At 44.7% G+C, this 26,686-nt stretch carries 20 protein-coding genes; 3 read left to right on the forward strand and 17 right to left on the reverse strand.

Annotated features, from left to right (window positions below):
- Window positions 1-35 precede the first annotated feature (35 nt).
- The gene (locus tag J4N42_RS22405) at window positions 36-1,064 is read right to left on the reverse strand and encodes a DUF1254 domain-containing protein (protein ID WP_252032699.1); all 1,029 of its coding nucleotides are present in this window, start codon (window positions 1,062-1,064) and stop codon (window positions 36-38) included.
- 528 nt (window positions 1,065-1,592) lie between these two features.
- On the opposite strand from J4N42_RS22405, the gene J4N42_RS22410 reads away from it, so the two are divergent.
- The gene (locus J4N42_RS22410; RefSeq protein ID WP_252032701.1) at window positions 1,593-3,254 is read left to right on the forward strand and encodes a methyl-accepting chemotaxis protein; all 1,662 of its coding nucleotides are present in this window, start codon (window positions 1,593-1,595) and stop codon (window positions 3,252-3,254) included.
- Between the two features lie 89 nt (window positions 3,255-3,343).
- Here the strand turns inward: J4N42_RS22410 and J4N42_RS22415 are convergent, their stop codons facing one another.
- From J4N42_RS22415 to J4N42_RS22430, 4 genes are all read right to left on the reverse strand, one after another.
- Entirely contained in the window at window positions 3,344-4,792 is a 1,449-nt protein-coding gene (locus J4N42_RS22415) for an amidohydrolase (RefSeq protein ID WP_252032706.1), read from the reverse strand.
- A 178-nt stretch (window positions 4,793-4,970) separates the two neighbouring features.
- Window positions 4,971-6,674 carry an autotransporter assembly complex protein TamA gene (locus tag J4N42_RS22420; RefSeq protein WP_252032708.1) on the reverse strand — a complete coding sequence of 568 codons (1,704 nt, stop codon included), beginning with the start codon at window positions 6,672-6,674 and terminating at the stop codon, window positions 4,971-4,973.
- 132 nt (window positions 6,675-6,806) lie between these two features.
- The gene (locus tag J4N42_RS22425; RefSeq protein WP_252032711.1) at window positions 6,807-8,375 is read right to left on the reverse strand and encodes an amidohydrolase family protein; all 1,569 of its coding nucleotides are present in this window, start codon (window positions 8,373-8,375) and stop codon (window positions 6,807-6,809) included.
- Window positions 8,376-8,624: 249 nt separating this feature from the next.
- Window positions 8,625-9,368, reverse strand: coding sequence for a hypothetical protein (locus J4N42_RS22430; RefSeq protein WP_252032714.1), 744 nt, complete (start codon window positions 9,366-9,368; stop codon window positions 8,625-8,627).
- Between the two features lie 343 nt (window positions 9,369-9,711).
- Between J4N42_RS22430 and J4N42_RS22435 the strand changes: the two genes are divergently transcribed.
- Window positions 9,712-10,620 carry a LysR family transcriptional regulator gene (locus tag J4N42_RS22435; RefSeq protein WP_252032716.1) on the forward strand — a complete coding sequence of 303 codons (909 nt, stop codon included), beginning with the start codon at window positions 9,712-9,714 and terminating at the stop codon, window positions 10,618-10,620.
- A gap of 31 nt (window positions 10,621-10,651) precedes the next feature.
- On the opposite strand, the gene J4N42_RS22440 is transcribed toward J4N42_RS22435, so the two are convergent.
- The 11 genes from J4N42_RS22440 to J4N42_RS22490 form a co-directional block, all read right to left on the reverse strand.
- Window positions 10,652-12,109: a phospholipase D family protein gene (locus J4N42_RS22440; RefSeq protein WP_503035169.1), complete on the reverse strand. Its 1,458-nt coding sequence runs from the start codon at window positions 12,107-12,109 to the stop codon at window positions 10,652-10,654.
- Window positions 12,110-12,277: 168 nt separating this feature from the next.
- Window positions 12,278-13,453 carry a C45 family autoproteolytic acyltransferase/hydrolase gene (locus J4N42_RS22445; protein ID WP_252032718.1) on the reverse strand — a complete coding sequence of 392 codons (1,176 nt, stop codon included), beginning with the start codon at window positions 13,451-13,453 and terminating at the stop codon, window positions 12,278-12,280.
- 293 nt (window positions 13,454-13,746) lie between these two features.
- Window positions 13,747-14,010: a hypothetical protein gene (locus J4N42_RS22450; protein WP_252032721.1), complete on the reverse strand. Its 264-nt coding sequence runs from the start codon at window positions 14,008-14,010 to the stop codon at window positions 13,747-13,749.
- Window positions 13,983-15,095 (reverse strand): FUSC family protein, encoded by a 1,113-nt coding sequence (locus J4N42_RS22455; RefSeq protein ID WP_252032724.1) that lies wholly within the window; start codon window positions 15,093-15,095, stop codon window positions 13,983-13,985. Before J4N42_RS22455 ends, J4N42_RS22450 begins: the two co-directional genes overlap by 28 nt.
- Before the next feature lie 36 nt (window positions 15,096-15,131).
- Window positions 15,132-15,989 carry an HlyD family secretion protein gene (locus tag J4N42_RS22460; RefSeq protein ID WP_252032727.1) on the reverse strand — a complete coding sequence of 286 codons (858 nt, stop codon included), beginning with the start codon at window positions 15,987-15,989 and terminating at the stop codon, window positions 15,132-15,134.
- 11 nt (window positions 15,990-16,000) lie between these two features.
- Window positions 16,001-16,252 (reverse strand): DUF1656 domain-containing protein, encoded by a 252-nt coding sequence (locus J4N42_RS22465; RefSeq protein WP_252032730.1) that lies wholly within the window; start codon window positions 16,250-16,252, stop codon window positions 16,001-16,003.
- A gap of 197 nt (window positions 16,253-16,449) precedes the next feature.
- Window positions 16,450-18,429, reverse strand: coding sequence for a carboxylesterase family protein (locus tag J4N42_RS22470; RefSeq protein WP_252032733.1), 1,980 nt, complete (start codon window positions 18,427-18,429; stop codon window positions 16,450-16,452).
- A 184-nt stretch (window positions 18,430-18,613) separates the two neighbouring features.
- Window positions 18,614-19,819 carry a BamA/TamA family outer membrane protein gene (locus J4N42_RS22475; RefSeq protein WP_252032736.1) on the reverse strand — a complete coding sequence of 402 codons (1,206 nt, stop codon included), beginning with the start codon at window positions 19,817-19,819 and terminating at the stop codon, window positions 18,614-18,616.
- Window positions 19,820-19,944: 125 nt separating this feature from the next.
- On the reverse strand, window positions 19,945-20,586 hold the full coding sequence (locus tag J4N42_RS22480) for a trimeric intracellular cation channel family protein (protein WP_252032739.1): 642 nt from the start codon (window positions 20,584-20,586) through the stop codon (window positions 19,945-19,947).
- 63 nt (window positions 20,587-20,649) lie between these two features.
- On the reverse strand, window positions 20,650-21,831 hold the full coding sequence (locus J4N42_RS22485) for a patatin-like phospholipase family protein (RefSeq protein WP_252034149.1): 1,182 nt from the start codon (window positions 21,829-21,831) through the stop codon (window positions 20,650-20,652).
- Between the two features lie 174 nt (window positions 21,832-22,005).
- Window positions 22,006-23,652: a hypothetical protein gene (locus J4N42_RS22490; RefSeq protein WP_503035177.1), complete on the reverse strand. Its 1,647-nt coding sequence runs from the start codon at window positions 23,650-23,652 to the stop codon at window positions 22,006-22,008.
- A 442-nt stretch (window positions 23,653-24,094) separates the two neighbouring features.
- Here J4N42_RS22490 and ggt point away from each other — a divergent pair, with 442 nt between their 5' ends.
- Window positions 24,095-25,831, forward strand: coding sequence for a gamma-glutamyltransferase (gene ggt, locus J4N42_RS22495; RefSeq protein ID WP_252032742.1), 1,737 nt, complete (start codon window positions 24,095-24,097; stop codon window positions 25,829-25,831).
- Window positions 25,832-25,879: 48 nt separating this feature from the next.
- Here ggt and J4N42_RS22500 read toward each other — a convergent pair whose 3' ends face one another.
- Window positions 25,880-26,536 carry a Qnr family pentapeptide repeat protein gene (locus tag J4N42_RS22500; protein WP_252032744.1) on the reverse strand — a complete coding sequence of 219 codons (657 nt, stop codon included), beginning with the start codon at window positions 26,534-26,536 and terminating at the stop codon, window positions 25,880-25,882.
- Between the last annotated feature and the right edge of the window lie 150 nt (window positions 26,537-26,686).

Genomic DNA, 26,686 nt, shown 5'->3' on the forward strand with positions numbered 1-26,686 from the left:
GCACTAACCATGGCCTTCCTTGGCCATGTTTTGTATTAGTTTACACGTCGGATAGTCTTACTTGGGTCAATCGATTTTGCCGCTTCAGACGGTGCATACTGGCGAACCAGTACGTTCCAGGTGTCGGTTGGCTTTAATCCGTCTAGTGGAATATTGTTGATAGCGTTCTCGCCACAACCAAAGCTCACGGTGTAAGTCCCATCGGCATTTGGCTTAGCAATACCTGAGTTTATCGACGCTTTGTCGTTAAACATAAAGCCATCTGTGTTGTAGACAGTGAATGACCAGAAACCTTTGTTCTTCGGATCTTTGAACGTTGTTTGGTGACACTCTGTGCTAGAAAACTCTGGCGAGTACTGATAAATGTTGTCTTTGTAAGTTGCACCACCCCAACCGTAAGCGGTACCTTGCAGTTTACTCTCTTCGCTCGTATAGCTGTCCATACCAAACATGCCTTCAGAGTCTTCAATACCAATATCAGCAATCTCTAGCAGTAATTCTCTTTTCACGCCTTCAGTTTGAGCTGCCAGCTCAGGCAAAGTCATGTTGTCAAAACTTACATATTTATCGTCAGAAGAAGCATTGATCACCAGCTGATCTTGCAGCTTATTCAAACGGGAAATTTCAGCTTGATCGTTAAGGTCAGGCAAGTAGATGCGAACCACTACAAACATGTATTTGGTTGAATCTGGCACCTTTATGGTTTCATCACCATCGGTGTAAACTAAGTCGAAAGTTTGGTGATTCTCATCAGTGAACTGAACCATCGCAAAGCGCCCACCCATATCAGGAAGAGTAATGCTTGCACCACCTTCTGTATCGATGACTGCAGTTGAATAAATCGTGTCACGGTTCATTCTTACTATTGGCTGTTCTTCTGTTTTGGGAGTCGTACGGAAGTGACGCCATGAGTTCTGTTTTCCGAGTTCCGATTTAGCAATCGTGACGGAGAAATATTTTGACGTTTCCATTTGAACAAAGTTCTCACGGGTTCCTTCAGCTGCCGTTGCTGAACCAATACATAGAGTGGTCAAAATAGCCGTTGCAATCGTCAATTTTTTCATAGTGTTTCCTCTCAATTAGGGTAACTTCGTACGTAACTTCCCTCCATGGCAGTCGACTTGTGTTTAAGTTGGTAAAGGCTACTAGCGGTGAACCGTATATCCGCAGTTCACTCAGTGAGGTGAATTGCGGTGAGCTCAAAAGTTAGCTTCGTCTCGCTTTCCCTCTTTCTCTTTGCACATAGAATAAAAAAACATCAGTCGCATTGTTAACAACGGATAGGCTCACGTTTGAGCCGATAAGGCCCTCTGGCCGATCTGTAGAAATGCACAAGGGAAGATCTGAGCTAAAAGGTATAAGAATAGTTTGGTAGAAGAATGATTCAGATGGAGATATTCAAGAACAATATGCTTAGCTAATACGTTGAAAAGAGGGATATTAGTTTAGTGAGTTGCATCACTTAGACCTTAGTCTATTTATCACTAAAACTATCAACATTCACATTCCTGTAATACGAAATTCGTTAGTCTTAAAGTTTATAAAAACAATAACATCTTACAAACCATGGCTAATTAAAACAGGAAGTAACTATGGGCCTATCTATTAGAAAAAGACTTTATGTGCTGTCGCTGATCCCTCTACTCGTGATTACATCCGGGATGATGTGGTTTACTTATATGAAAACCACCAGCTTTAATGAAAGTCAGGTTGAGCTTACCCGCTCTAACATGATGAACATGAAGAAAGAGGAACTCAAAAACTACATGCAGATGGCGCGTTCTGCGATTGAACCTCTGCTGCAACGCGGAGCCACTATCGAAGAAGCGTTACCAGTGTTGCGTGAACTGGAATACGGGGAATCTGGCTATATTTTTGTGTACGACGCTCAAGGTGTGCGCGTCTCTGTTGGACAAAGTGACAAAGGCATTGGCGACAATTTCTTTAACCTGCAAGATAAACAAGGCAATTACTTAATCCAAGATTTGCTTAAAAATGCCAAAACCGGTGACTTCACTACGTACTATTTCCCTAAGCTGGGTCAAACTGAAGCGCTACCTAAGCTGAGCTATTCAATGTTCATCCCGCAATGGGATGTGATGATAGGTACTGGTTTCTACACCGACGATATTGATGCCATCATAGAGTCCATGGAGCAGGCCGCTAACGCGGAGCTAGAGCAAACTCTCAGCGCTATTGCCCTATTCTGCCTTGTTATCGCGGCAGCAGTTGGTGCATTTGCTGTCATCATTAACCGCAGCATCATGCAGCCAATCGAGCAGTTTGATCAATCGATTCAATCCTTTGCAAGTGGTGATGCCGATCTGACCGCACGCATGCAGCCATCGAAGATTCCAGAATTCGCTAGCCTAAGCGGCAACTTCAATCAGTTTGTGGAAAGCCTTCAATCTATCATTAGTAACGTTGGCAATGTCGGCCAGCAAGTACTGGAAGAAACAGGCAACATGTCGAGTCGAGCGGCGCAAGTCGATGAGCTTGCATCTGGTCAACGCGAAGAAACCGAACAAGTCGCAACGGCCATGACAGAAATGACAACCACGGCTACTGAGATTTCCAACAATGCTAGCCAAGCAGCGGAATCAGCAAAACAAGCGGACGACAATGCTAAGGAAGCACAAGATATCGTTAACTCGGCTGCGAATTCTGTGCAAGACTTAGCAGGAGAAGTGTCCAAAGCAAGTGACGTTATTTCTCGACTAGAAGGCGACGTTCAAAACATTTCATCTTCACTAGAAGTGATTCAAGGTATTGCAGAACAAACCAACTTACTGGCACTAAATGCGGCTATCGAGGCTGCGCGTGCAGGTGAACAAGGCCGCGGTTTCGCAGTGGTTGCAGACGAAGTTCGCCAATTAGCTAGCCGCACTCAAGATAGCACAGGCGAAATTCATGAGATGATTGAAAAGCTCAAATCTGCGTCCGATGATGCAGTAAAAGCAATGGATGCGAGTCGAGCAAGAGGCGATAGCACTGTCCATGAAGCCAACGCGGCTGCGGAAGCGTTGGTGAAAATCCAGAATTCAATTGGCACCATCATGGATATGAACTCCTTGATTGCGACTGCAACTGAAGAGCAAAGTATTGTGGGGCAAGAGATTTCACAGCGTATCGTGGTAATTTCAGATCAAAGTAGCCAATCAGCTGAGCTTGCCAATCAAAACCGAGCAGGCAGCCAAGAGCTCAACGACCGAGCCAAGGAGCTGTACCACTTAGTAGACCGTTTCACCGTCTAAACCACCGAGTTTACAGTGTAAAAAGAGCGCCTTTAGGGCGCTCTTTTTGTTTAGCCTATCAATATTGTAAATAGTATAGACATACTGGCTTAGCCATGATGATGATCGCAACCGCCAAACTGCTCCATTGCAGTATGTAGACAGCAATCATAATGTGAAATTTGCTCGTCATCTAAAATGCCGCGAGGGTTGTTCACAGTGTCATTGAGAGAAACATATTCGCGTCCCGCTTTTTTACGTACAAATTCAGCTTGTGCTGCTTCAACAAGGCTAGGAGAGGTCATCAATTCTAAACCTTGCGCTGCCATTGCATGCGCCGCATTGATCACCGCTTTTTGACCAATACTCATTCCATTACAGGCCGTGCAACCCCACTGATGAGGTGGGATGTATTTTGGCCATGACGCATACATGATCCCCATGGTAGGTACATTCCAGCTAATATCACCAACATCCGAAGAACCACCGACTTCAACTCCCTGAGGAACGTCCATTACATCTACCGCTAAACCATCTTCTGGTTTTCCCATCTCCCGCTGGATAGATTTAGCAAAGTTCTGTTCTTCTTCTGTCCAATCAATTGGGAAGTAACGTCTCATATGCTCGGTCACCGAGTTTGCAAGCACATCATTTGCCAAACAATCGTAGATCCCACCTAGATTGGTCATTTCCGAACGAGTCTGAGTCGCTAGCGCAGCACCTTTTGCAATATCCTCTAGCCATTCTTTGTGCTTACGAACATTGTCTGCACTCTTACCTCGGTATCTGACCAACACTTTTGCGTAATCAGGCACAACATTGACCGCCGAACCACCGTTTAAGATCTGATAGTGCAGCCGACTTGTCGGCTCTAACTGTTCACGCATCATGTTTGCAGCAACAATGAATACTTCCGCAGCGTGCAGAGCACTGCGTCCTTCCCAAGGTGCTGCACCAGCATGTGCTGTCACACCGTGCCACTCAAAAATTAAATCAATAGAAGCGGCCGAGTGGAAGTTAATCGCAGCATTCACCATTGCTGGGTGGTTATGTAAACACACATCTAATTCGTCAAAAAGCCCGGTAGCAGCCATATAGTTTTTGCCATTCAGCGACTCTTCAGCTGGGCAGCCGTAGACTTTAATCGTCCCTGCTATTCCTTCTTTCTCCATGTGCTTTTTCAATGCGATTGCTGCGCCAATCGACGAAGAGCCAATCAAATTATGTCCACAGCCATGACCGTTGGTATTACCTGATTTAGCAGGTGATTTGTACGGTACTGTATCATTACCTAAATCCGGCAAAGCATCGAACTCAACCAAGTATCCGATAACGGGAGAACCTGTCCCCCAGCTTGCAACCCAAGACGTCGCTAGGTCCGCTATATTTCTTTTCTCGATCTCAAAGCCGTACTGTTCAAGCACAGCGCTTTCAAGCGCCGAACTTTGAAACTCCTCGTAGCTCAGCTCTGCAAACTCCCAAACATTTGACGCCATGTCCCAGATGACATCAGACAGTTCAGTTACTTCACGATCCAGTTTGGTGTAGTTGATAGCCATGATATTTACCTTCTCTTAATTTAAAAACTCATTGTTTATCGGTGCTGTTTAGCGAAGTTGTTGTCTTGCTAGAGCACCGTGATGAGGCAAATAATAACCAGCAACTTTCGTTTCAATAACTGCAATATGACGGACGAAACCCTCTCTTTCGCTATCTGGAATCCAGTAAAAAGGGCGCTCAAAATTGAGCGCCCAACGTAAGGTGAACTCGGAAACGATCCGATGTAGAGTCGAGCCCTTTCCCTAGGGCTAACTGAATGGGTAAAAACTTCGATTCCCAGCCTAAGCTAACCCCTACACCTCGTTTCCAATCCACTTTAGAGTCATACGCATCACCAATGTCAAAAAACGCACCTCCCCAAATCGACTTATAGAGCTTGGTTTGAATATCCATTCCCAATGCGGCCATATAACGCCCCCCAGTCAACTCACCACTTTCATCTGTCGGGGATATAGAGTCGTATTTATAACCACGAATACTGCCCTCCCCACCGGCGAAGAAACGTAATGAGGAAGGTAGCTCACTGATATCATCGGTAATATTGGCTCCCATCGAAGCTCTGACGCTCAGCCGGTTTCTCGGCGAAATTAACCAAGATAAATTACTGCTCCCAATCACGCGTAGAACTCGCGAATCAGACAACAGATGAGGCTCAGAAAACTCCACAGAGTAGTCATGACGGTGGCTTAGATTTCCGATCAACGGCTTTTCAGGCTCATACTGAAATCGAATACCAGGCAGGGTGAGCTGGGTTTGATCAGTTTGAGAGGCTTGCTGGTAGTTTTCATATAAGTAGGTTAAGTAGACAGTACTTTTCCAGTCCTGATCAATTCGCCAAAACTTCTCAAACGTAAGATCACTAGTAAGACTCAAAGTATCTAGATAGTCGAGGTGCTTAACTCGAAATTTCACGCCATAATAATTGTCCATCACCTCAGCCGTTGGGACTTTATAACCCAACGTTAATGATTGCTCAGGTACAGAAAGCTGCACTTGGCTTTCAAAACTGTGCCCTTTATCGTTGTACCAAGGTTGCTCCCAGCGCATTGAGCCTCTTACTCCTGTGCTACTGGCATAACCCGCCCCTAATTGAACCCGATTTTTTGCCCGAGGAGTCACTCGCACATCGATGGGTATTTCAAAGGCATCATTAACTTCCTCATACTTAGCACTCAATTGGATGTTTTGATACCAGCCTGATTCTGCAAGGCGAGCTTGATACTCACTCAATAAATGCGAGTCGAATGAGTCCCCCTGCGAGAAAGTCTTCATTCCGAGTACTCTTTCTTCTTCAATCTGGCTATCTAGAAGGGTGATTGCACCAAATTTATAGCGCTCCCCGCTCTCAAAATGTAACGTAAGTCTTGCCGTATTCTGACTCGGTGAAACTTCCATCTGAGCAGATGAAAAAGCGCCATCGAAGTAACCCTTCTTCAAAGCGAGGGATTGAATGTTACTTTTCAACGTATCGTATTTTTTATGGTTGAGCACGTCTCCAACTATCGGTGCTTCATCCAGCAAGCGATGGAAATCATCATCTACACTTGCAGATCCGCTTATCACGATATCGGCCTGCGCTATCAGAATAGGTTCTCCGGCTTGAACATTTACCCGCACTTTATTAGGAGATGGTTGACTAAGTTCAAACGTCGAATGATAGAAGCCATAAGGATGAAGCGCGGAATCAACCGCCTTTTTCACCGCCCGAGTGTTGATGGATTTATGTTGGAGGGGCTGTAAATGGTAAGCAATGTTTTTTCTCAACTCACCAGACACACCGCTAACCTCATAGTCAAACGACAAGGCCTGACTAGAAACAAGCAACAGGAAAAACAACCAACGACAATGAAACACCATCAAATCAGCCTCGCTACAATTCATGGCGCCACTTTAAATATTCGCGGTAAAAGTCGTTAATCCCGAATGATGGATGTAATCCTACCAAGTCCGTTTTATTAACAACCAAAAGCCCCACCATAAGGCGGGGCTGATAAGTGCAAGAAATCGGTTTAACTATTTTGTTAGGCTGTTACGAATCGCTTGGCCAGGGAAAACACCTTCAAGTACTTTAGAATCTTCCACAACAACAGTGCCATTAACCACCACATAAGGGATACCTGTTGAAGGTAATCCTGGCTCTTTTAAAGATGAGTTGTCTGCGACTGTCTGTGGGTCAAATAGCGTGATATCAGCATCGGCTCCTACTTGAATACGGCCTTTCTTACTCATTTGCTCAATACCATTTTCTTCTAAAAATCGTGCAGGCATATACGACATTTTAGAAACCGCTAGCATAAGTGGCATCAAGTCGTCTTCGCGAACCATTTTCAGTACACGAGCTTGAGTACCCGCTGCTCTAGGGTGCCCCTGCAGTCCCTCATATGGTGTGTTCCAGCTGTATGCCATCATGCCATTCGATTTCATCAATGGGAAAGCATCACTACCGATAATAGAAGACTCATGTGCTAGTGCATTTTTTAGGTCATCATTCGTTGCGCCGTAAAACATCACGCTTGCACCTGGGTTCTCTTTCAACAGTTGCTCATAGCGCTCTTTGGTTAGTGGCTTCATCGTTTCAGTTTCAATGATATCTGAGTAGTCACGCCCCATATTGCGCTGGTAGTTTGATGGCTCTAAATAATCCGCGGCGGCGATGGTCGCGCCGTAGTTGTAAGGATAGATTTCCGCCATAACCTTGTAGCCCTTGCCACGAGCATCATCGAGCATTTTTAGCGCTTCTGGTGTTTCATTAAGGGTTTGCTGATGCATGTGTTGAACAAGTAAGCCACCACCGTATACACCTACGCTCGACAGCATTTCTTGAATGCTTAGCAAACCAGACGTTGGCGGAAGCTCACTTGAGAAGCGACCATGTAAGTACGTAGGTACACCGTATTCACCTGCCAAACGTTGCCATTCTTTTGTTTCTGTCATAGTGGTTGCTTTCGACATATAGCCGACAGGTACACCAATACCCAATCCACCATCTTTTAATTCTTTATCCACCATTTCTGTGATTTTTTTAATCTGTTCGCTGGTCGCAATGTCTGTGAGTGCCACACCACTCACACCCGATGCCTTGGTCTCTTTTGCATCAAAGATGTCGTTGATCATAGTACCGGTACGAGTTTGATATTTATCGTTCAGCACCTTAGTGCGGATGCCAGCTGCAGACACACTCGCACCAAAGTTAGTTTGAGAGCGACCTTCTAAACGTGCATACCAGTTTGTGATTGGGTAAGCGCCCACTTCTAACGCTAGTGGCGTTGTGACGCCATTGCGCAGCGCGAGTTTCTGCATGACAGGTATAGCTACCACGTGTGAATGAGTGTCGATAAACCCAGGAGCAACAACTAAACCTTCAGCATCAATGACTTTATCGCCTTCTAGAGTGAGATCGGTAATCTCAACAATCTGTCCATTATCTACAGCGACATTGGTCACCTTATCCATGCCTGTTTCAGGATCCATTACGCGACCATTCATGATCACTAGGTCATAAGCAAATGCGCTAGGTGATAACGCCACCATCATTGCCAGTGCCGTTTTTTTCAGTTGTTTTACGTTCATTGTGTTAGTCATGTTGGTACTCCAGTCGGTTCGATTAGTGAGTCGCTTAGGAAGAGCGTTTGCCTCTTTGATTACTATTATTGAAGACTTTTCTCATTCTTCTAACTCTCATATGACGGATGAAACACATCGAAATCGTGATCTTAAAAAGCAACTAGACTTCTTTGTTCACTCGTGAGACCAGTCCCCTCTGTTAATCACGTGTACCCCTAAAACAAAAAAAGCAGCGCTCACACGCCGCTTTTCAACTCATTACCTATATTAGAAATAGAACTTATAGTTTGCCCAGACAACGGTGTCATCGATATCAATAGAGTGTGTTTCGGACTGCATCTTTCCAGAAGTATTGTCGACTCTGAGTTGGCCCCAGCGGGTTTTGTCTGAAGAAAAAGGGGTAGCGATCATTATCGTTGATTTCAGCAAGGACGTTTCTATATCGCCGTTTAGATAATTGTACTCCGGCCATGCGCCAATATACGTCCCGTCCTCTCCAAGCGTATACATGGCATAAAACGCTGCAGACACACCAGCAGCCGCACTCTCGTCTACTTTAAACATAGCGACCGATTCATCAGAGTATTCACCCACTAAAGCCCCCAAGCGTGGGAATAGCTGCAGTCCTTTAACCCCTGCATTTATGGCGGCAACACCACCAACAGAGGCAGATGTAAACATGGCGTTGTCAATTAAGTCTATCGACACGGCAGCTCGAGGTACTGTGGTGTTATTTGTGCTAAAGACATGAAAGTACTGCATACGACTGTCAGAGTATTTACCTTCTTTGTCCATCGTTCCTTCTACAGTCAACATGCCTGTTTGACCGCTATCAAAGTGAAAGTCTCCAGAGATCGACCCTTTTAAATCACCTTGATTGTTTAAGCCAAAATAGGCCGATGTGCTCGTTTCCGTTAGATCGGATGGGTTAGGTTGAGCATCTTGTGCTAGAACTGCAGACGCAAAACCAAGCGATGCTAAAGCGATAGTAAGTGTGGTTAGTTTTTTCATGATTAGAACCTATGCAATACAAAAAATTATTCCCTCCTGTGGGTAAGGCGAGTGCATTACCCTGTTTCCGTACTGCAGGTATTCTTGTTTATTTCTTCTCTTCAACTAACTCCCTATTGACGGATTGAGTCCTACAAATATCGATATTACTCCCATCCTCATTAGCAATACGTATTTTCTCAACCTCTAGGATTTTAACCAGCACACCTTAAGCAACAGGAGCTGAGCAGAAAATGTCGGCACAATGTGATAGCAACAGGTTAACGCAGTTCTAATCTGCAACTAAACTTTGTTAGTCTTAGAAAAAGATACGATCACTTCTTTCATAGGGAAATACCGATTAATGAATTTTAGCATTGAGCAACTACTAGCCTTTGTCACAGTTTATGATGAACGCTCATTCAGTAAAGCGGCCGCAAAGCTTAATAAACATCGAACGACGACGGGGCAGGTTATCGCAAACCTAGAAGATATCCTTGCCGTTGATTTGTTCGAGCGAATTGGACGTAAGGTTGAACCTACTGAAGAAGGGGATCTTCTCTATCACTATGCCAAATCAACCATCGAGCAATCTAAAATCTTTGATAAAATTGCGCTGAGCCTTTCTTTTGGAGGCCTTGAGCAACTGAATTTTGCTCATTCCAGTGTGATTCCCCATGGGTTATTGTCTTCCATTAGGCAGCAGCTGGGAGAAGACTTCCCCAATATGCGCGTTAACTTTTTGGTGAAGACCAAAGCAGAAATTGACGAGGGCATTCAAAGTGGAGACATACACTTTGGCTTAGTTAATGTGGATAAAGCAAAAGGGATCTACGGTAAAGATTCTACCTTCATCGGTCATGTTGAATTCCTACCCTTCGTGAAAAAAGGAAGTGAGCTTTCTCAACTACCGGAAGATCAAGCACTCAATGCACTAAGAACAACTAGGCAGTTTGTACTACGCGCATTTGTCCAAGAAGGGTTCAAAGATAAAATTGTCCTTTCAGCCAATAATGAAGAAGTGGATCAGCTCGCTCTGGTGATCAAAATGATACAAGATGATCTCGGTTGGGCATGGCTGCCAAAAGTTCTATCCGAGTCAGAATACGTTACCTCACACCTAGAGCCAGTGAAGTTTGACGAGCTGAAAAATGGTTTAAAATTCTCATTCGCTTTGTGGAACACACATTCGAAGCCAATTTTAGAAGTCAAAAAATCGATTCTGAAGTCGGTAAATGCCTATGTAAAGCACTTCCACGCTTTACAAAACTAACATAAACAAAAAGGGGCATCAGCCCCCTTTTTTATAACTCCAATTCAATACTCAACTTACGGAACACCCAATCTGGCAGAGTATGAATTACGCCATAATTAGGAGATTTCAACTCTACTTGATCTCCAGATACCCATTGCGTATTTCCATCGTCATTGCGTGATACTTTCCAAAACACTTGATCTTGTTGCCGCTTCAAATAGTGCTCAACATCTCGGGCAAATGAGGCACTATCAATCACAACCCCGAACTCGATGTTGAGAAAGTCTGATCTGGGGTCAAAATTGGATGAGCCAATATAGGTTAACTTGTTATCTAAAATCACAGTCTTGTTGTGATAGTACGTATCTGCATGAAAGTAGTGATCATCGTTTAAGGCTCTGTCTTTATACTCCAGTATGTGTACACCTTTATCCAATAATGCTTCTCTGCTTTGCTCATACGTAGCAGGTACAAAAGCCGAGTCATTGGAACTCGAAGAATTGGTCAGTAGCTCCACTTCGACCGAGCGCTTTGTCAAAGCGTCTATCACCTTAAATTCCCCCCGAGTTGGAATGACATAAGGAGTAGAGATTGTGACTTGCTCTGCGGTGTCTAGTGGCTCAGAAAGTAGGTGTTCAAGTCGGGACCGAAAGTATGGCTGGCTATCATCCAACTTCTCAACTGAGTCAAACACAGGTACAGCGGTGATAGCGGTATAAGTTACCTCTTGCAGCTGTTGAACCGATAGGTCTATTGCCTTTAGTACTTCATCACCACCCATTAACGCCCTATTAAGCGCTTTACTAAAGTGAGCATATCTGCGCTTTTGCTTCGTTGCTACAACAGCAGAGATTGGGCTCAATAGTTCGCTGTCCCACAACATTTGATAATTCTGTGCAAACGCATTGAGGATGTCTCCTTCGAATAGAACATCCATATCGAAGAAATTAGCTTCGGTGCTGTACCCAAAATACGCATTACCGATATTGCGTCCACCTAAGATCATCCAAGTTTGGTCGACATTGAAGTATTTCTCATGCAACCTATGATCAAGAGCGCTTCTGTTACCTGCAAAATCAACAACTCGTCCCAACCAGCCCGTTTTTCTTGAACTAAATGGATTGAATAACCGGATCTCAATATTTGAGTGGTGATCTAGATCCGCTAACCATTTCTCATCAAACACGAGTAAATCATCCAAGGTAAGACGGACTTTGACACCACGATCTGCAGCGAGCTTAATTTCTTGCAATAATAGTAGCCCTACTAAGTCTTTATCCCAAGAAAAGTAGGTCATATCTATGTTAGAGCGAGCTTGACGAACGAGTGCGATTCGCCTTGCTAAAGCTTCTGGAGCAGTAGGTATCACATACGCACTGGCTTTAAATTCAGTTGGTTGCCAGTTTTGTTCAAAATCATTTTCAACTTCAGGAAATGAAGCGGCACATCCCATCGCCAACGAAACAAACACCATAAGAAAGTAAACTCTTACTGGCTGTAGAATCATTTGTAATCTCTAATTGAAAGGGAATAACAGCAAGCACAAAAATAACAATTATCTCCATGCACAGAATAATGTCGGGTGACCTCTTTCTCTCCAATTAGCATTGGAGAAAGCCAGTAAGCGAGCATCCTTGCCGGCTGACTCACTGACATTGAGGGATACCCAACACCATTAATTGAATAGAGACTTCACATCAATATGAGCCCAACCACTTTCGCTTCCCAGAGCAGGCAGTTTTATCCACATTTGAAGCTCATTTAAGTCAGAAACCACTTGGTAGTTAGTTAAATCGACATCTTGGTTAGTCGGCTTAGTCACACCACCATTTTCTTTAAAATTGCCGTCCTCATCGTACAAAGGTAAATCGAAGATATCGCGCATGATCTGAGCATCAATGTTACCCATGTGGTCATCATGACGAGCATTCAGGTTTTCCAAGCGTTTAAGTGAGAAGCTTTGGGTCTCACGCATACCTAAGCCCCAATCAGGGTTCAAAAAGGTGTTCACTGTAACGAAAGAAGTTGCTTCTTTGTCTGATACTCGTTTACGGTTTTCCTGAATCGTGTTTTCGTACGCACAAGTCTCGCCATTTTTGTCCGCTACCATCCAGATACTTGCAATGTCTGTACGAGCCGCTTGGAAACGTGCGCTTAACGCCTTTGCTGAATCGGACTCTGTCATGTAATCAAAGACTGAGTTTAGGAACGAAGGTTTTTCAATTGAGACAATATTGCCGCCCATAGAAGTACCGTCGTGCAAATCCGTGTAAACGCCTTTGTCATTAAAACCCGTTACCATCCACGTCCAACCAGGCCAGCTCACATTCGCTACACTATTTGAACCATCAGTAGGGTTGTAGATCGTCGCGTAAATAGGGAAATCTAAGAATATTTCGCTCCAGTCCATGTTACGACCAACAAGCATATTTTGGTTTGTTGTACTTTCGCCCCAAGTAGCTAAAGAAGAACAGCCAGAGAACGAATGTAACTTACCTAGATAGATAGCCATCGGCCCGCTTTGATCTAGAACGACGACTTTCTCAACAGGCCAATTCAGGCTGTCAGCCACCCCTTGAAAGTACTGCTTACGGCGTAGCGAAAGTGAGGCAAAGACTCGCGAACCAAACAGCTCAAATGCCTCAGATTGGCTGATCAAACCTTTATCAAACTCCGGCTGAACAATCGCATCGTACATCGCTTGCATGTGTTTTGCAGAAAGCGCACCGTACTGTTTCCCCATTTCGTACCAGCTACCATTGAGTTGCAGCACATAAAGCATCTCTTCGCCTGTTTCGAACATAATGCCGTTCTCAAATTGCGCTGCTTGATTCAGTGTTGAAGTACTCATATTAACCTCTGTATTTAAGTGTGTGTTTGTTTAAGTTGAGGTTATTGTATGGATGATTTTAATATTCAAACAATGCAATATGACGGACTAAACCCGTCATAACAAACATTAACCGCCAGGGCTAAATCCAGTTAAAAGAAAGCAAAATCAAACCCTTATAGATAAAAAGAGTTTACGGCTTGTTTGCGCCCTAACTCTCTCCGATAAGAGCCATCGTCAATCAATACAAAAAAGCCAGCAACTGCATGTTGCTGGCTTTGGTACCGATTCTTTTTCACTTAACACTAGCTTCATTAGATAGTGCTTGGCTCTTTACTAAAGCGGGGAAGATGGTCAAACAGTGATACGTAAAAGCGAACCACGGCCATCGCTACGAACATATACACCAACATCATCAACGGAGAAGCAATATCATAGCTAGGGGTAAGTTCTGTGGCACTTCCCACCATGTTCACCAAGGCATTGCCCAACAAAATTTTCATGGTCGATAAGTGGTAACGCTCGAAGATACGGTACCAAACCACTACGTTCACGAAAAAACTAATGCTATTTGCCATGACTCAGTGAACATTGGGAACACAAGTACATATTGCGCTAGCACCACAAATGCAAATAAGAAATACAGCAGCATGACAGGGGTAATGAACTTTGCAGGAGCTTTCGCCAAATTTAGCGCAATGATCAGTCCCAATACTGGAAATAAAGCCCCGCCAGGTACAGGCATCCATATCCACATAAAAACCATGGTAATAGCCATGCTCAATACCAGCGCAATACAGCGAATTCGATTAGGCAGATCATCACCCTTATTGCTAGTGATTGGAACTAACGGCAACGCCCTCAACCGCATCAATGGCTCATCCCCTTCATTGGCCAATATTGCACGCACATCACTGACGAGATCTAACAATTTTTCGTCGTTAACTTTACGAGTGTTCCCTGCTCTAATCTCAGTTTGAGCATGAAGGTAATTAAGGGCATTAAGCGCTATTGTCAGATCCTCTTTGCGTGCTGCTAAACCTGACTTAGCATTAGATGGCAGTGAAAGAAGATCATTCAATAATTGAATATTTTTGGCAACCTGCTCCGGCTCTAACTCAGCTTGATCTCCCAATAGCCTTTGGTGCAGATTATCCAATGTTAACGACGCTACGCGCTCAAACTCACTCTCTGTCGTAACGGGCCATAGCATCCGGTAAACCAAAGAAAAAATAACCACACCTAGCAGCGTTTCTTGCAGCCTTAAGATAGCCGTCGCAAATCCAGTGGTACCACTATCGATGCCCGCACTCGTAATCACCAAGCAAACCGTAATTGCAATGTTATAAAGGTACCCTCGTCGAGCATCGAAACTCATGTACACGCAAAAGCTCAAGAACCCTAGGACAGAAACAAAGAATCCAACTCGATCCTGCGAAAACAAGCTTAGAATAACAAACGCGGTGAGCGAGCCCAGTAATGTACCCAACGCTCGATTTTGTGACTTAAGCGCAGAATACCCATAAACATCCGTTAATGACAAAACAAACACCGTCAGCATCGCCCACGAGGTTTTTTGCCAGCCCAACCAATGAACTGCCATTAACGTTAAAGATAATGCGACCCCCGTTTTGATCGCTTCTTTACTGCTGTGAGACAGCATAATTTCCCCTCCCCTGCCAAAGGAAAATAACTAAAATTATTTGTGGACTTGCACAGAAGCGGTCATACCAACACGAAGCTGAACCTCATCAGGGACATGGTTAAGCTTTACTTTGACAGGAATACGTTGAGCAAGGCGAATCCATTGAAAATTTGGATTTACTGTGGGCAACAGAGAGTACCCAGTGCTACCATCTACTTTCGATATGCCATATCCCACACTTTCTACGTGACCTTCAAGCACGATTGATTGCTCAGACAACAAAGTTACGCGAGCAGTTTTATCAACATCAACATCGGAAATATCCGTTTCTTTAAAGAAGCCTTCAATCCAAAAACTGTCTTCATCAATCAGCGCAACGACCGGATTATTCGCCATCACTTGAGCCCCAACATGATGACGTAGATTGGTTACAAACCCATTTGCAGGCGCTTTAACCTCGGTATAACTCAAATCCAAGCGAGCTTCTTCAACCGCGGCTTGAGTGGCCGATAAATTCGCTTTCGCTGTGTCTACTGCAGTCTGGTAGTTATTAAGTGACAACGTCGGTACGGCCCCAGGTGAACGTTTTTCTAAGCCAGTCGCTCGTAACCACTCGTTTTCCGCTTTAGCGAGTAAGGCTTCGGCTTGCTCTTGCGCCGCGAGCGCTTTTAGCAAGCGAACTTTAAACGGCATTGGGTCGACAACGAATAGTGTGTCGCCTTGCTTCACACGACTGTTGTCTTGAACATTAAGTTGAACAATTGCCCCCGTTACACGAGGGGTAACTTGAACCACATGAGCTCGCACCTGACCATCTCGAGTCCAAGGGTTTTGTTGGTATTGAGAGTAATATAATGAGCCAACAATAACGGCGGCTCCGACAAACAATAAAGTCACTAGATAACGTTTCATTTTATTCACTTTTAGACGAATGGAAGAATTAGGCCAAGTAATGCGCTAACCAGCACAAAGACGCTTAGTTCAAATAAAGCAGGCGCTGAAATAGAGTGGTAAACCCCGATTTTCGCAGCAACAGCAGAGATTAGGTTAGTGGCTAAATATGCGACGAACGCAACCACCAGTAAGGGAGGAAAATACACTTCTCCCAATGTAAATTCGTGTGGCATTTGTACCCCTCGGATTTCGATATCAATCAATGAAAGTGCACCTTTCATATCCCGCTTAGCGAGAGGATAAAGCCGTATTTAATACACGTGAGTAGCTCGCCTCTCGACAGTGCCTACTGTAGAGGTAACCGAAAGAAACTCTAACTCGCAGATGTAGGACGCCACCCATCGAATACCCTTTTCTGCCAAACGATGAGCAACAGAAAAAATAACGGCCAATCTATGATTGGCCGCTTTTAATAATCTTAGTTACTCAGTAAATAGTGATTCAATATCCCTGACTCTTCTAAACCAGTCAGACGCCCATGGCTCAATGCTGGATCGTCACCTGCGTGTGAATATCGGTCCCAGTCAAGCTCTAGTCCAATATCGCCGTTGACATCAACGACCAACACACTGTCAGAGCCCAAATCGTACTGATAGCGACTAAATAGTTCATCGTTGAACCACAGCCTCGAGAGGGTCGCCATCAATGCTTTATCTTTCTTGGACGGTGACACACTGCTTCCATCTAGTTTAAGAGCTTTATTGAACACAAATGGCAGCTCAGAACCATTACATGCTCCGCTAATGCAGCTCACCGTTTTCAAAGCATCTTCAACATCTAAATCACCATTCTCGCCGTTAGTATTGTACGTCCAGACGTTAAAGCTGGGTTTGTACCCAAAGTGATAAAACGTCACAGGCTGCAGGGAAGCCATTGCTTTCATTCTGTTTGGACCTGAGAACAACATATCGTTCATCATCATTTTGAACTGTGACATATTTTTCATCGCAAGGCGTAGATCGCTTTCGCTATGCGGGGCGAAATCATTAAAACCCAGCAGTTGGGATGTGATATCGCTACTGCTTAAGCCAAAAAATAGCTGGCTAACGGCTTCATAAGCCGTACTTGGTAATGAAGGAAGTTCGATGTCTACTAAAGCGTCGTCACCTGACATCAGGCTATCAATCATTTCGACATTAGCTTCATCACTTACCCATTCTTTTACACTCTGCTCGACTTGTGACAAAGACAATGAATCCAGAGAGTCTTGTTGAGATGCTTGCAACGACTCTAAAATTTTTGGAATCAAGAACGTCAAACGAGGCAACATACTCATCGTGTTTGAATCATCAGAGTTTGACCCAACCACGGTTGGAACAGCAAAGTCGCTGCGATAAGGTTGCTCAGCATTTTTAGAACAACCAGTAAGCCCAACCTTTTCACAGGCCATATAAGGCGAAAATGGCATCAGTTCACCCATTGGAGTGGCCTCAGAGCTCAATGGATTGACACTTTTCAAGACCCAACCAACAATCCGGTTAGGAAGGCTCAAAATATCAGATTGCACGCTCAGTACTTCTTCACTAGACGCGTTTTCAAGCTCAAGATCTTCAACTTGGTTTTTAGCACTTTTATAACTGCGGTACTCAAAGCCATATGGATTGCTCTGCATAATGGCACGCTGAAAAGAGTCTGCCGAGAGTTTCCCGTCCAACATCTGTTGCTGCAGCAAACCTATCGACATCGCTCCGGCACCTTGCCCCATGAGAGTAATGTTTGACGCATTCCCGCCAAAATCACTGATGTACTGCTGCACCCACTCTAATGCGCGTTTTTGGTCGCCGATACCGTAGTTTCCATCGGTCGTATCACTCTTAACCCAATGGCTTCCTAAGATGCCTAAACGGTAGTTTAGCGTGACCATGATGAACGGATTGTCATCGTCTACACCTTGTGCAACGACAGTATCTCCATGAACTAGCGGATCGGAGCCCGAACCATATTCAAAATCCCCACCATGTAAGAACACATACACAGGTAGGTCGTCACCGGCCTGAGTATTATTCGGTCGCCATAGATTTAAGTTCAGACAATCTTCCGATTGAGTCTGGATGGTTGTTTTAAGCTGAGGACATACAAAGCCAAATTTGGTCGCATCAACATCGCCGTCGAGGGGAACTAATTCACTGTGATTAAATCGAGATGCACTGGCAAAACGTAGCCCTTTAAACACTTCGACATTTTCCAGTACTTGGTCCCCGTTTACTCTATTAATCACGACTGATTCACGTAAAGCAGTGACATTAGCGTATCCCACGTCGACATTGACGTACTGGGTTGGTTCTGGTTTTAACGGTTCAGGCTTAGTCGGTCCAGGCTGATTGTCTGAGCTATCACTGCCACACGCTGCTAAAAGTAGAGAAATGCTGATGGCAATGAGTGTGCGTTGGGTTGTCATATTGTTGTCCACTATTGTTTGATGGCTATAAAAATTTGCTCAAACAAGCGTGTCCATGCGCTTATTACCGTCCTGTTGATTCGTTTGTGCTGGCTTGGAAAGAATTATAGGGATGTCACACCAACGCGGTTAATCGCATTTGGAGGACTGAATCCGTCATAAACATCCCACCCTCTTTTAGGGCTTAAAAGCCACTTCCTAAGTTAATGTAAAACGCGTTTTCTCCCTCGCTTCTAGCGACATCCACCCCCATATAAAGCCCATAACGACGAGCAAGTTGATAACGGAATCCAGCGCCATAAGCATCAACTACTGTGTTGTCACTTAAGCTATTATCTTGCTTAGCTTCGCCAACCCCATAAAAGGCCGACACCTTCCAACGATGGTCAATATCATAAGTTACTTGGCTTTGTAGGGTGGCGATCTCATCACCTTGGTAGCGGTAAGACTGCACGCCTCTTAATTTAATGTATGGCTGGGCCGTTGGAGCAATAAATAACTCTTCAGTAGAGAAGTTTTCATAATCTCCAGCGAAGGCCATCGTCCATTTTTTAGCAATGGGAATATAGCCTTGACCTTCGAGGCTGAATTTCTGATAGTTAGAAGCACTGCCGATCTTTTCGTCATATACCATATAATCAGCGGCGACTTTAAAGCCTGATGTTGGATAAAAAAGGTTATTGCGAGTGTCATACTCTGCCGTTACCCCTAAACCTGAAATCACACTTTCTTTGCCCAATGTCCATTCCAGTATTTGGTTGATAACACCATTACTGGATTCCACAGAGGTGTACGACGCTAGTTGCTTAACGCCTAGCATTAAAGGCGTTTTAGCGACACGAAACTGCACACTCTGAAGCATCGCGGCCCCCGTGGTTTGGGTGTTAAAGCCAAAAGTAGTATTAAATGAAGGTAACTTCCCCCCAACTCCAGGGATCAAACCTCCTGGGAAGGAAACATCCTGATAGATGTCCAAGTTGATTTTACCTACACCAGCTCCGCCAATGTATCGAATCGAATCATCTAACCAAGAGTGCCGATGACCGGCAAACGCAAACCAAGAGCCGTTTTTGGTTCCAGCCGCCCCTACTGCGGTAATAGAAGCAGGCATGAGCTGAGCACCACCATCTAAAGATGTGAGTGCGGCTTGCTTACGTCGCTGTTTCTCATGCTCTGTTTCATGCATAAAAATACCCACCAGCCCACCACCATAACCAACTGCTGGTTCGGTGATGATGATCGGAACAGGTAAAAAGCCCACAGCATTCTCTGCGATGTGGTGTCCCATATCGAACTGACCGTCTACTTCATCGAAGAACGAGCCATAAGATGGAACTGACAACACCGCACAACCTAGTGCCAACGTTGAGAAAAGTTTAGAAAGTTGCATTGTATTGCCTTAATAACGGCCAGATTCGTATCTAGCGAGTCAAGCTTCCATGCACAGGTGGCCTTGCCTAACACTTAGGCAAGAAGATAGATATCGTTGATTTAGTTTGTGTCAGCACGCACTGGTTATTGACTGCGATTGATGATTGCCCAATCAGGAACACATACATGTTTCTGGATAGATAAATGCCGAAGGTAAACAATCAACCCAACAGATATTAGAGCGCCAAATTGGGAAAAATCGTTGAAGAAAACGAGAAAACCGCAGTACAGCAAACACCCGAGTGCAACTGGAATCGCATACAGCTCCTTATTCAGCAGTAGTGATGGTCTTTGCAGCAATGTATCCCTTACCACCCCGCCCCCAACGGCAGTAATAATGCCAAGAATAACGGGAGCAACAGGTAGCCCAAAACCTAATGCCCATGCTTTGTCCGTACCTTGAATCGCAAACATCGCAATAGCGAGCGCATCAATATACAAATACACGGTATTGATTTTTTTAAGCTGGATAAGCGGAAAACAGAAGAAGCCAAATAAGCTCGCGATACAGGCTATAGTGATATAGGAAATATCCTGTGACCAAAATACTGGGACGTCCAAAATACAATCTCGTATAGTACCGCCTCCCACTGCAGTGATTACTCCAAGTACAGTGACAGAAAACAGGTCCACTTTTTTGTCGGATGCGGCCAATACCGCAGCTAACGCAAATGCTGCGGTACCTAACACCGTAATCGCATCAATTATAAAATCAGTCGTTGTCATTATTTTCTCCTTACCCACCTACACTCGGTCAGCCACTGATCCATAGATGGGTAAACAATCCAATTAGTGTTTCAATTGAGACCAAGCCTGGCCTTGTTTGGCTTTTAGATAGCCGTATTGGTATAGCGCAAGCATGTATTGGCTATCGAACATATCTTTGGTACTGCGCTCGGCATCGAAATGCCGCTCTATATAGCTGTATTCGAGGTTCAAACCCTGAAGCTGGCTGAAGTAAGCCATCCGGTACAAATCACCAACACTTTGGTTTACCGTCATACTTTTTACAGAACGTGTCAGTAAATCGATCCCTTTGTCTGCGACTTGCTTGTAAGGCAAAGCTAACCGGCCATTTCGTATCACATGCACTGTCGGCGCTAAATCTAATCCCATGGCTCGATTGATCTTGTCGTAATCGATGTGGTCGGCTAGCAGAAACATCTGAGCGGATAACCCACCGTCCACATGCAGCTCTTCTAACAACTCACCTTGGCCATCGACGTCAATAAACTGAGGAGGAAATACTCCTGGAATCGAGGCGCTAGCAGCCAAAATTTTGTGAATCAACTCGATTTTGTTTGGCATATTGCTTGATGCAATCAGACCAACATTCCATACCACCAACTCTTCAGAATCAAATTGTGTGGTACCTATCAATAAGCGCCTTCCAGCTTCATGTCCTTTAGCAATATCGTTAATAAATTCAGGCGTGTAGACCTTCTCAATAAACTCAACCAATTTGTCCCCTTTGGTAAAAGCGTCTTTGAATAGCGTACTAAGTAGGTTCTTTTTCCCGACGATTTCGCTGTCTCGAATACCTAACATGACCTCTTTCATTTCCGGGATTTTGTCTCCTCCAACGAATGCAAAGGGCGCTATCATTGCTCCGGCGCTAATACCCGTCACTACCGTATAAGTAGGGACTTGCTCTATCTCGTACAGGCCATTGAGAATGCCTGCACCAAATGCACCATTCGCACCTCCTCCCGAAAGCACCAATATATGCATTTGGTCATCATCGCTATGCAATGGAGTTTTCTGGCTCTCATTAGAGTAAAAAAGCGACTCTTGGTCATGTTTCAGAATTCGAATCGGTTCAGACAATGACTGATTGACACCTAATGCAACGTTAACTTGTCTATAGTTTTGTTCATCTACCCGTTTATCAAAGCTATGTGGCGACGAACATGCCGTCATAAATATCAGTGTGACAAAGCTAATGATTGATTTGCTGAAGCCTAGTTTCATCTTTTGACCATTAATGCTGACAAGGTTGTCCATTCCCCCTTTACCCCAACCGCTACCTCGCGGCTAAAATTGATGTGGTGATAGTAAGAGCGAACCCCTCATTCACTAACTCGTGTTTGCAGGATGAGCTCCTTCATCAGTCACCGTGACGTCTGGTTACACAATGTTGGAAAGTTAGAAGCGATATCCAAAGTTCAGGGTAATCGAGTCACGCGTTTCACCTTTGTTATACAGTGCGGTTAAGTTGTAGTGCTTACCCAGCTGTTTGTTGAATCCAACCAAGTAAGCCCAGTTATCGAGATTCACACCAATGTCATAGTCAAACTCAATATCGCCTGCGACGACATGCCCATCCATTCGAGTATCTAGGCCCTGATACTCTGCTCCAACAAAAAGCTGTGCGCGATAATCAACTAACTGATAACCCAACATTGGCTGTACCGTTAAAATGCCGTCTCCCCAGTTATCGGTGCCTTTTAAACGAGTTTTGGTATAACTCCCTGTCACTGAAGCAAAAAATTCTTTGTAACCAACAGATAAAGTGGTTCCCATACCCACGACGTCATACTCAAGGTGCAGTGGCACATTAAGTCTGCCTTTGTTACATAGAGCGGCTAATTCATTGCAAAAAGCGTCGCCAAGGTGAGGGAGTTTGTTATTAAGCTTGTCACGCAAAAGCTCCCCTGCATTACCTGTGTATTCGGCATCCACTTTGGCATCGACATTAATTTTTCCAACCAAACCAAACACATTCCAGAAAGGCAAAATGTTCACGTCACCGCGTAGAGTGAAACTTTCTGCGTTCACTACACCGATGCTTCCAAGAGGATCGAACAGTTCGTTCAACCCGACACCTTCAATGACAAAGTCAGTAAACGGAATATTCATATTTTGGCTTCGGTATGTCGCCGAAATACCAAAGGGCAGTGGCAAATCGATACCTTGTCGGCGAACGATGTCACCCATCAAAGGAAATACTCGATCTAGTTTGACGCTTTCTTCGCGCATTCTCGGATCGGAAACCTGCTCTAAACGTTGGTGATCAAGGATGTTTACCCCAGAATCGTCTTCATAGATGGCAACAGGTTCTACCGTCGTTACCATTTTTATCGGTTCCTTTTTCTGAGTTCCGTTGATCTCTGTACGCTTGCGGGCAATCACCAACTTGCCACTCTCTAGACGCTGAAAATCAATCACTTGTTCATAAGTCTCAATACGATACTTGTCGTAGTTAAACGCGTCCTTGTTCGAGATAGTCATGCTTTCTGGCTCACCATCCACCAGATTAATTTCGACACTTAAGTAACGAAAGTATGCAATGTCCTGTGGCAAACCATATTTAGAATAATCAAACTTGATCAGTACACTCCCATCGGGCATTTCTTCTGCCACAACAGAGGATGGATCATAGCTTTGAGCATAATTGCGCAGACGATATTCAGTACGAGTAAAAGTTTCAATCTCATCAATAATGTTCTCGTGATCGTCCAATTCTTCTGGGTTGTATTTGATTCGAAGATCAATGTTTCCCTTGGTATCTGTGTCTTTCACTAAGTAAACACTCGACTGACGCACCTCGTCGCCAATGTGAAGCTTACGGGTGGCATACTCCACTAAGTGCTCTCCCTGAAGCAGAGAACTCATCGCTAACTTGGGTACGTTTTCATCCAACCCATAGTGGGTGAAAATTTGCTTACCTTTTAGCTCTAATTCCGCCGCCCCATCAATGGCGTCAGCCATTAAGCCGCTTGAGAACGTAAGTAATAGGGATAGTGGTACAAATGAGGCGACTGTCTTACTGCTTTGCAAAAACTTAATCATCGAAGGTGCCATTTACTATTACTGAATCTCAAAGCTATGAGACTTCAGTTTCATCTAGGTTGAGTAAACGCCCCTTGTTCACTCGTACTCTTGGTTTGATGAGTAGTGTATGCAGCCTTTTAAAACTCGGTTAATACCTTATGACGGATCCCATCCACACTTATATCTAACAATGACGCAAAGGAATGCTAAGCCAACATGGGTTTCCACGAGGTTTACAGTGTAAAAGAGGGATCAATTAACATTCACGCTTGTATCAACCTTGCCTATATTTATAACTCTTATGTAAAGACTCGGTTAAAAGCCAACACTTTTGTAAAGATAAGGTTAATCGACGGAATTATTTATACGTACGTTAGTCTATAAATTTTCAATTTTATCCATAACGGGTGAGCACACACGCCTCACTCGTGACATATCCAATAATAAAGCGGAGATAGAAATGCGCTATTTGGCACTTTCTTTAACAATCCTTAGTACGAGCGTAGCAGCGGCAAAACCTGAGCCTTTCCCAACTCAGCCGAACGATGTCGGTGACAACTTTATGGTCAGCGCAACCAACCCATATGTGACCAGTACGGGTTACCAGATTCTAAAGCGCGGCGGTAACGCAATAGACGCCATGGTCGCCATGCAAATGGTGATGTCGGTAGTCGAGCACGATATGACCGGTATTGGTGGCGGTACTTTCGCACTGTATTACGATGCCAAACAAGATAAGTTCCACGCTTTTGATGGCCGCGAAGAAGCGCCATCCAGCGCCAGTCCAGATATGTTTATGGAAAATGGCGCACCTATCGAGCGTAATGAAATCCTCGGCCCACGCTCTGTAGCCGTACCTGGTACCTTGCGTTTGATGTACCAAACCCACCAGCAATACGGTAAGTTGCCGTGGCAAGAGCTACTTGCTCCAGCCATTGTTCTTGCGACCAAAGGCTACGCGATGAATAGCTACAGCTACGACATTGTGGTGCGTGAACAAGACCGAATGATCAAAGACCCAGAGATCAAAGCGATGTATTGGCAAGGCGACACCATCAAGCCAACGGGTACGTTAATGAAAAACCCGAAAATCGCCGCCACCCTCACCAATATTGCTAAGTATGGTGACAGCTACCTGTACGGCGGTGAGTTTGGCCAGCACATTGTTAAAGAAGTGAACAGTCGCCTCGGTGAAAACGACGCTAAACTATCTTTAGAAGATTTCAAGAATTACCAGATTAAGCAGCGTGAAGTGGTACAAAGCGACTATCGTGGTAACCACATCTACTCCTTCGGTTACCCTGCTTCGGGCGGTTTGATGGTAAGCCAAACTTTAGAGATTCTGGAAGATTACGACATGGGCAGCATGTCGATTACCGATGCGGAACCGTGGCGACTAATGGTAGAAGCCATGCGCGTGACCAAAGCCGACCGCGTAAGCTATGCCGGCGATCCAGATTACGTGGAAACCCCAACACAAGCGTTGCTCGGTGAGGAGTATCTTGATGACCGAGGTGAGTTGGTCCCAGAAAACGGTGCGATGGAGAAAAACCCTCCAGCAGGTGACGTGAAACTCTCTGGTGAGAAGCCCGCTCAACATCAAGGCTATGAAAGTAACGATACTGGCCATATCTCAATTGTTGATAGCGAAGGCAATGCGATCGCAATGACCAGTACCGTTGGCACGGGGATGGGTTCAGGGGTGATGGTTGACGGTGTGATCCTCAACGCCCAAATGGCCAACTTCTCCAGCGCACCAGAGTTTAATGGCAAACCAGCACAAAATGCCATTGAACCTGGTAAACGACCTCGCTCTGCGATTACGCCAACCATGGTGACAGATAAAGACGACAATCTCAGACTGGTTGTAGGCTCTCCGGGCAGTGCGCAAATCCCTGGCTATGTACTGAAAACACTGGTTGGTGTTTTAGATTGGGATCTGTCTGCTCAGGACGCGATTGATTTACCAAACATTCAGTACGGCATCAAAATAGATCGTACCAAGCCATACAACCCAACTGGGCTACTGGTTGAAAAACGAACCTTTGCAGAGATGTTTGTACCAGACTTCCAAGAGCTTGGTTACCCAGTACATGTCATTCCTGTAGTCAGTGGGCTAAATGCGATTGAACTGAAAGACGGCAAGATTTACGGCGCAACCGATCGCCGCCGCGCTTCCACATCTATGGGTGAATAACCCATTAAGCGCTAAGCAATAAAAAGGGTGCCATAAGGCACCCTTTATTTATCCCGGCATAACAACTAAGCCCAGCGGCTCAAGCAACTTTTGCTGCTGCCATTCACAAATTTTCACCCCTGTCAGATCAACGCGCCTCACATCGAGTCCCTCTAGGTCGGCGTGAGTTAAATCGCAACCCTGCATATTAAACTGCCCCCAACTTTCAGGTGAAAAAGTCCCACGGCTCAAGTCAGATCCTTTGAAGGAGGCTCCTAACAAGTTAGCTTCCGTCCAACGATTTTCAAACAGTTCTACTTTCTCTAGGCACAATCGCTCCAAGTTTGCGTAGGACAAATTGCAACCGGTGATATATGCACTACAGAAGTAAACCTGATGACTAATTTGATTGGAAAACAAAGCCTTAGAAAAATTGGCACCTTTAAGATCGCAATCTCTCAACTCAATGGCAAAACAATCTGCCCCAGAAAAATTCGCCATAGATAATTGGCAATCTTTGAAGCTCGCTTCTTTGAGGTTAGCGTAAGTGAACTGGCAGCCTTCAATCATACCCGGCTCGATAAAGCTACAATCTTCAAATTGCGCTTCACGCAAGTCCGCTCGGCTAAAGTCACACTGATAGAACTTGCAGCGCTTGAAGGTCGCATAACTCAAATCCTGCTTCGAAAAATCGTGCTGCTGATAAACGTGATCCACTTTGTTCATGACGTGCTCCTGTATCTGATGTCGGTAAGGCTATCACCTCAACTTATTCGAATCATCAAAAATAAAACCTGTAAAAACAGTCATTTAAAACCATGCGAAATCGCGATTTTAAGGCACTAAACAAGCTCGGAGATGGCCCTGTTTTGTTTT

This window comes from Vibrio sp. SCSIO 43135 (assembly GCF_023716665.1).
Taxonomy (GTDB): domain Bacteria; phylum Pseudomonadota; class Gammaproteobacteria; order Enterobacterales; family Vibrionaceae; genus Vibrio; species Vibrio paucivorans.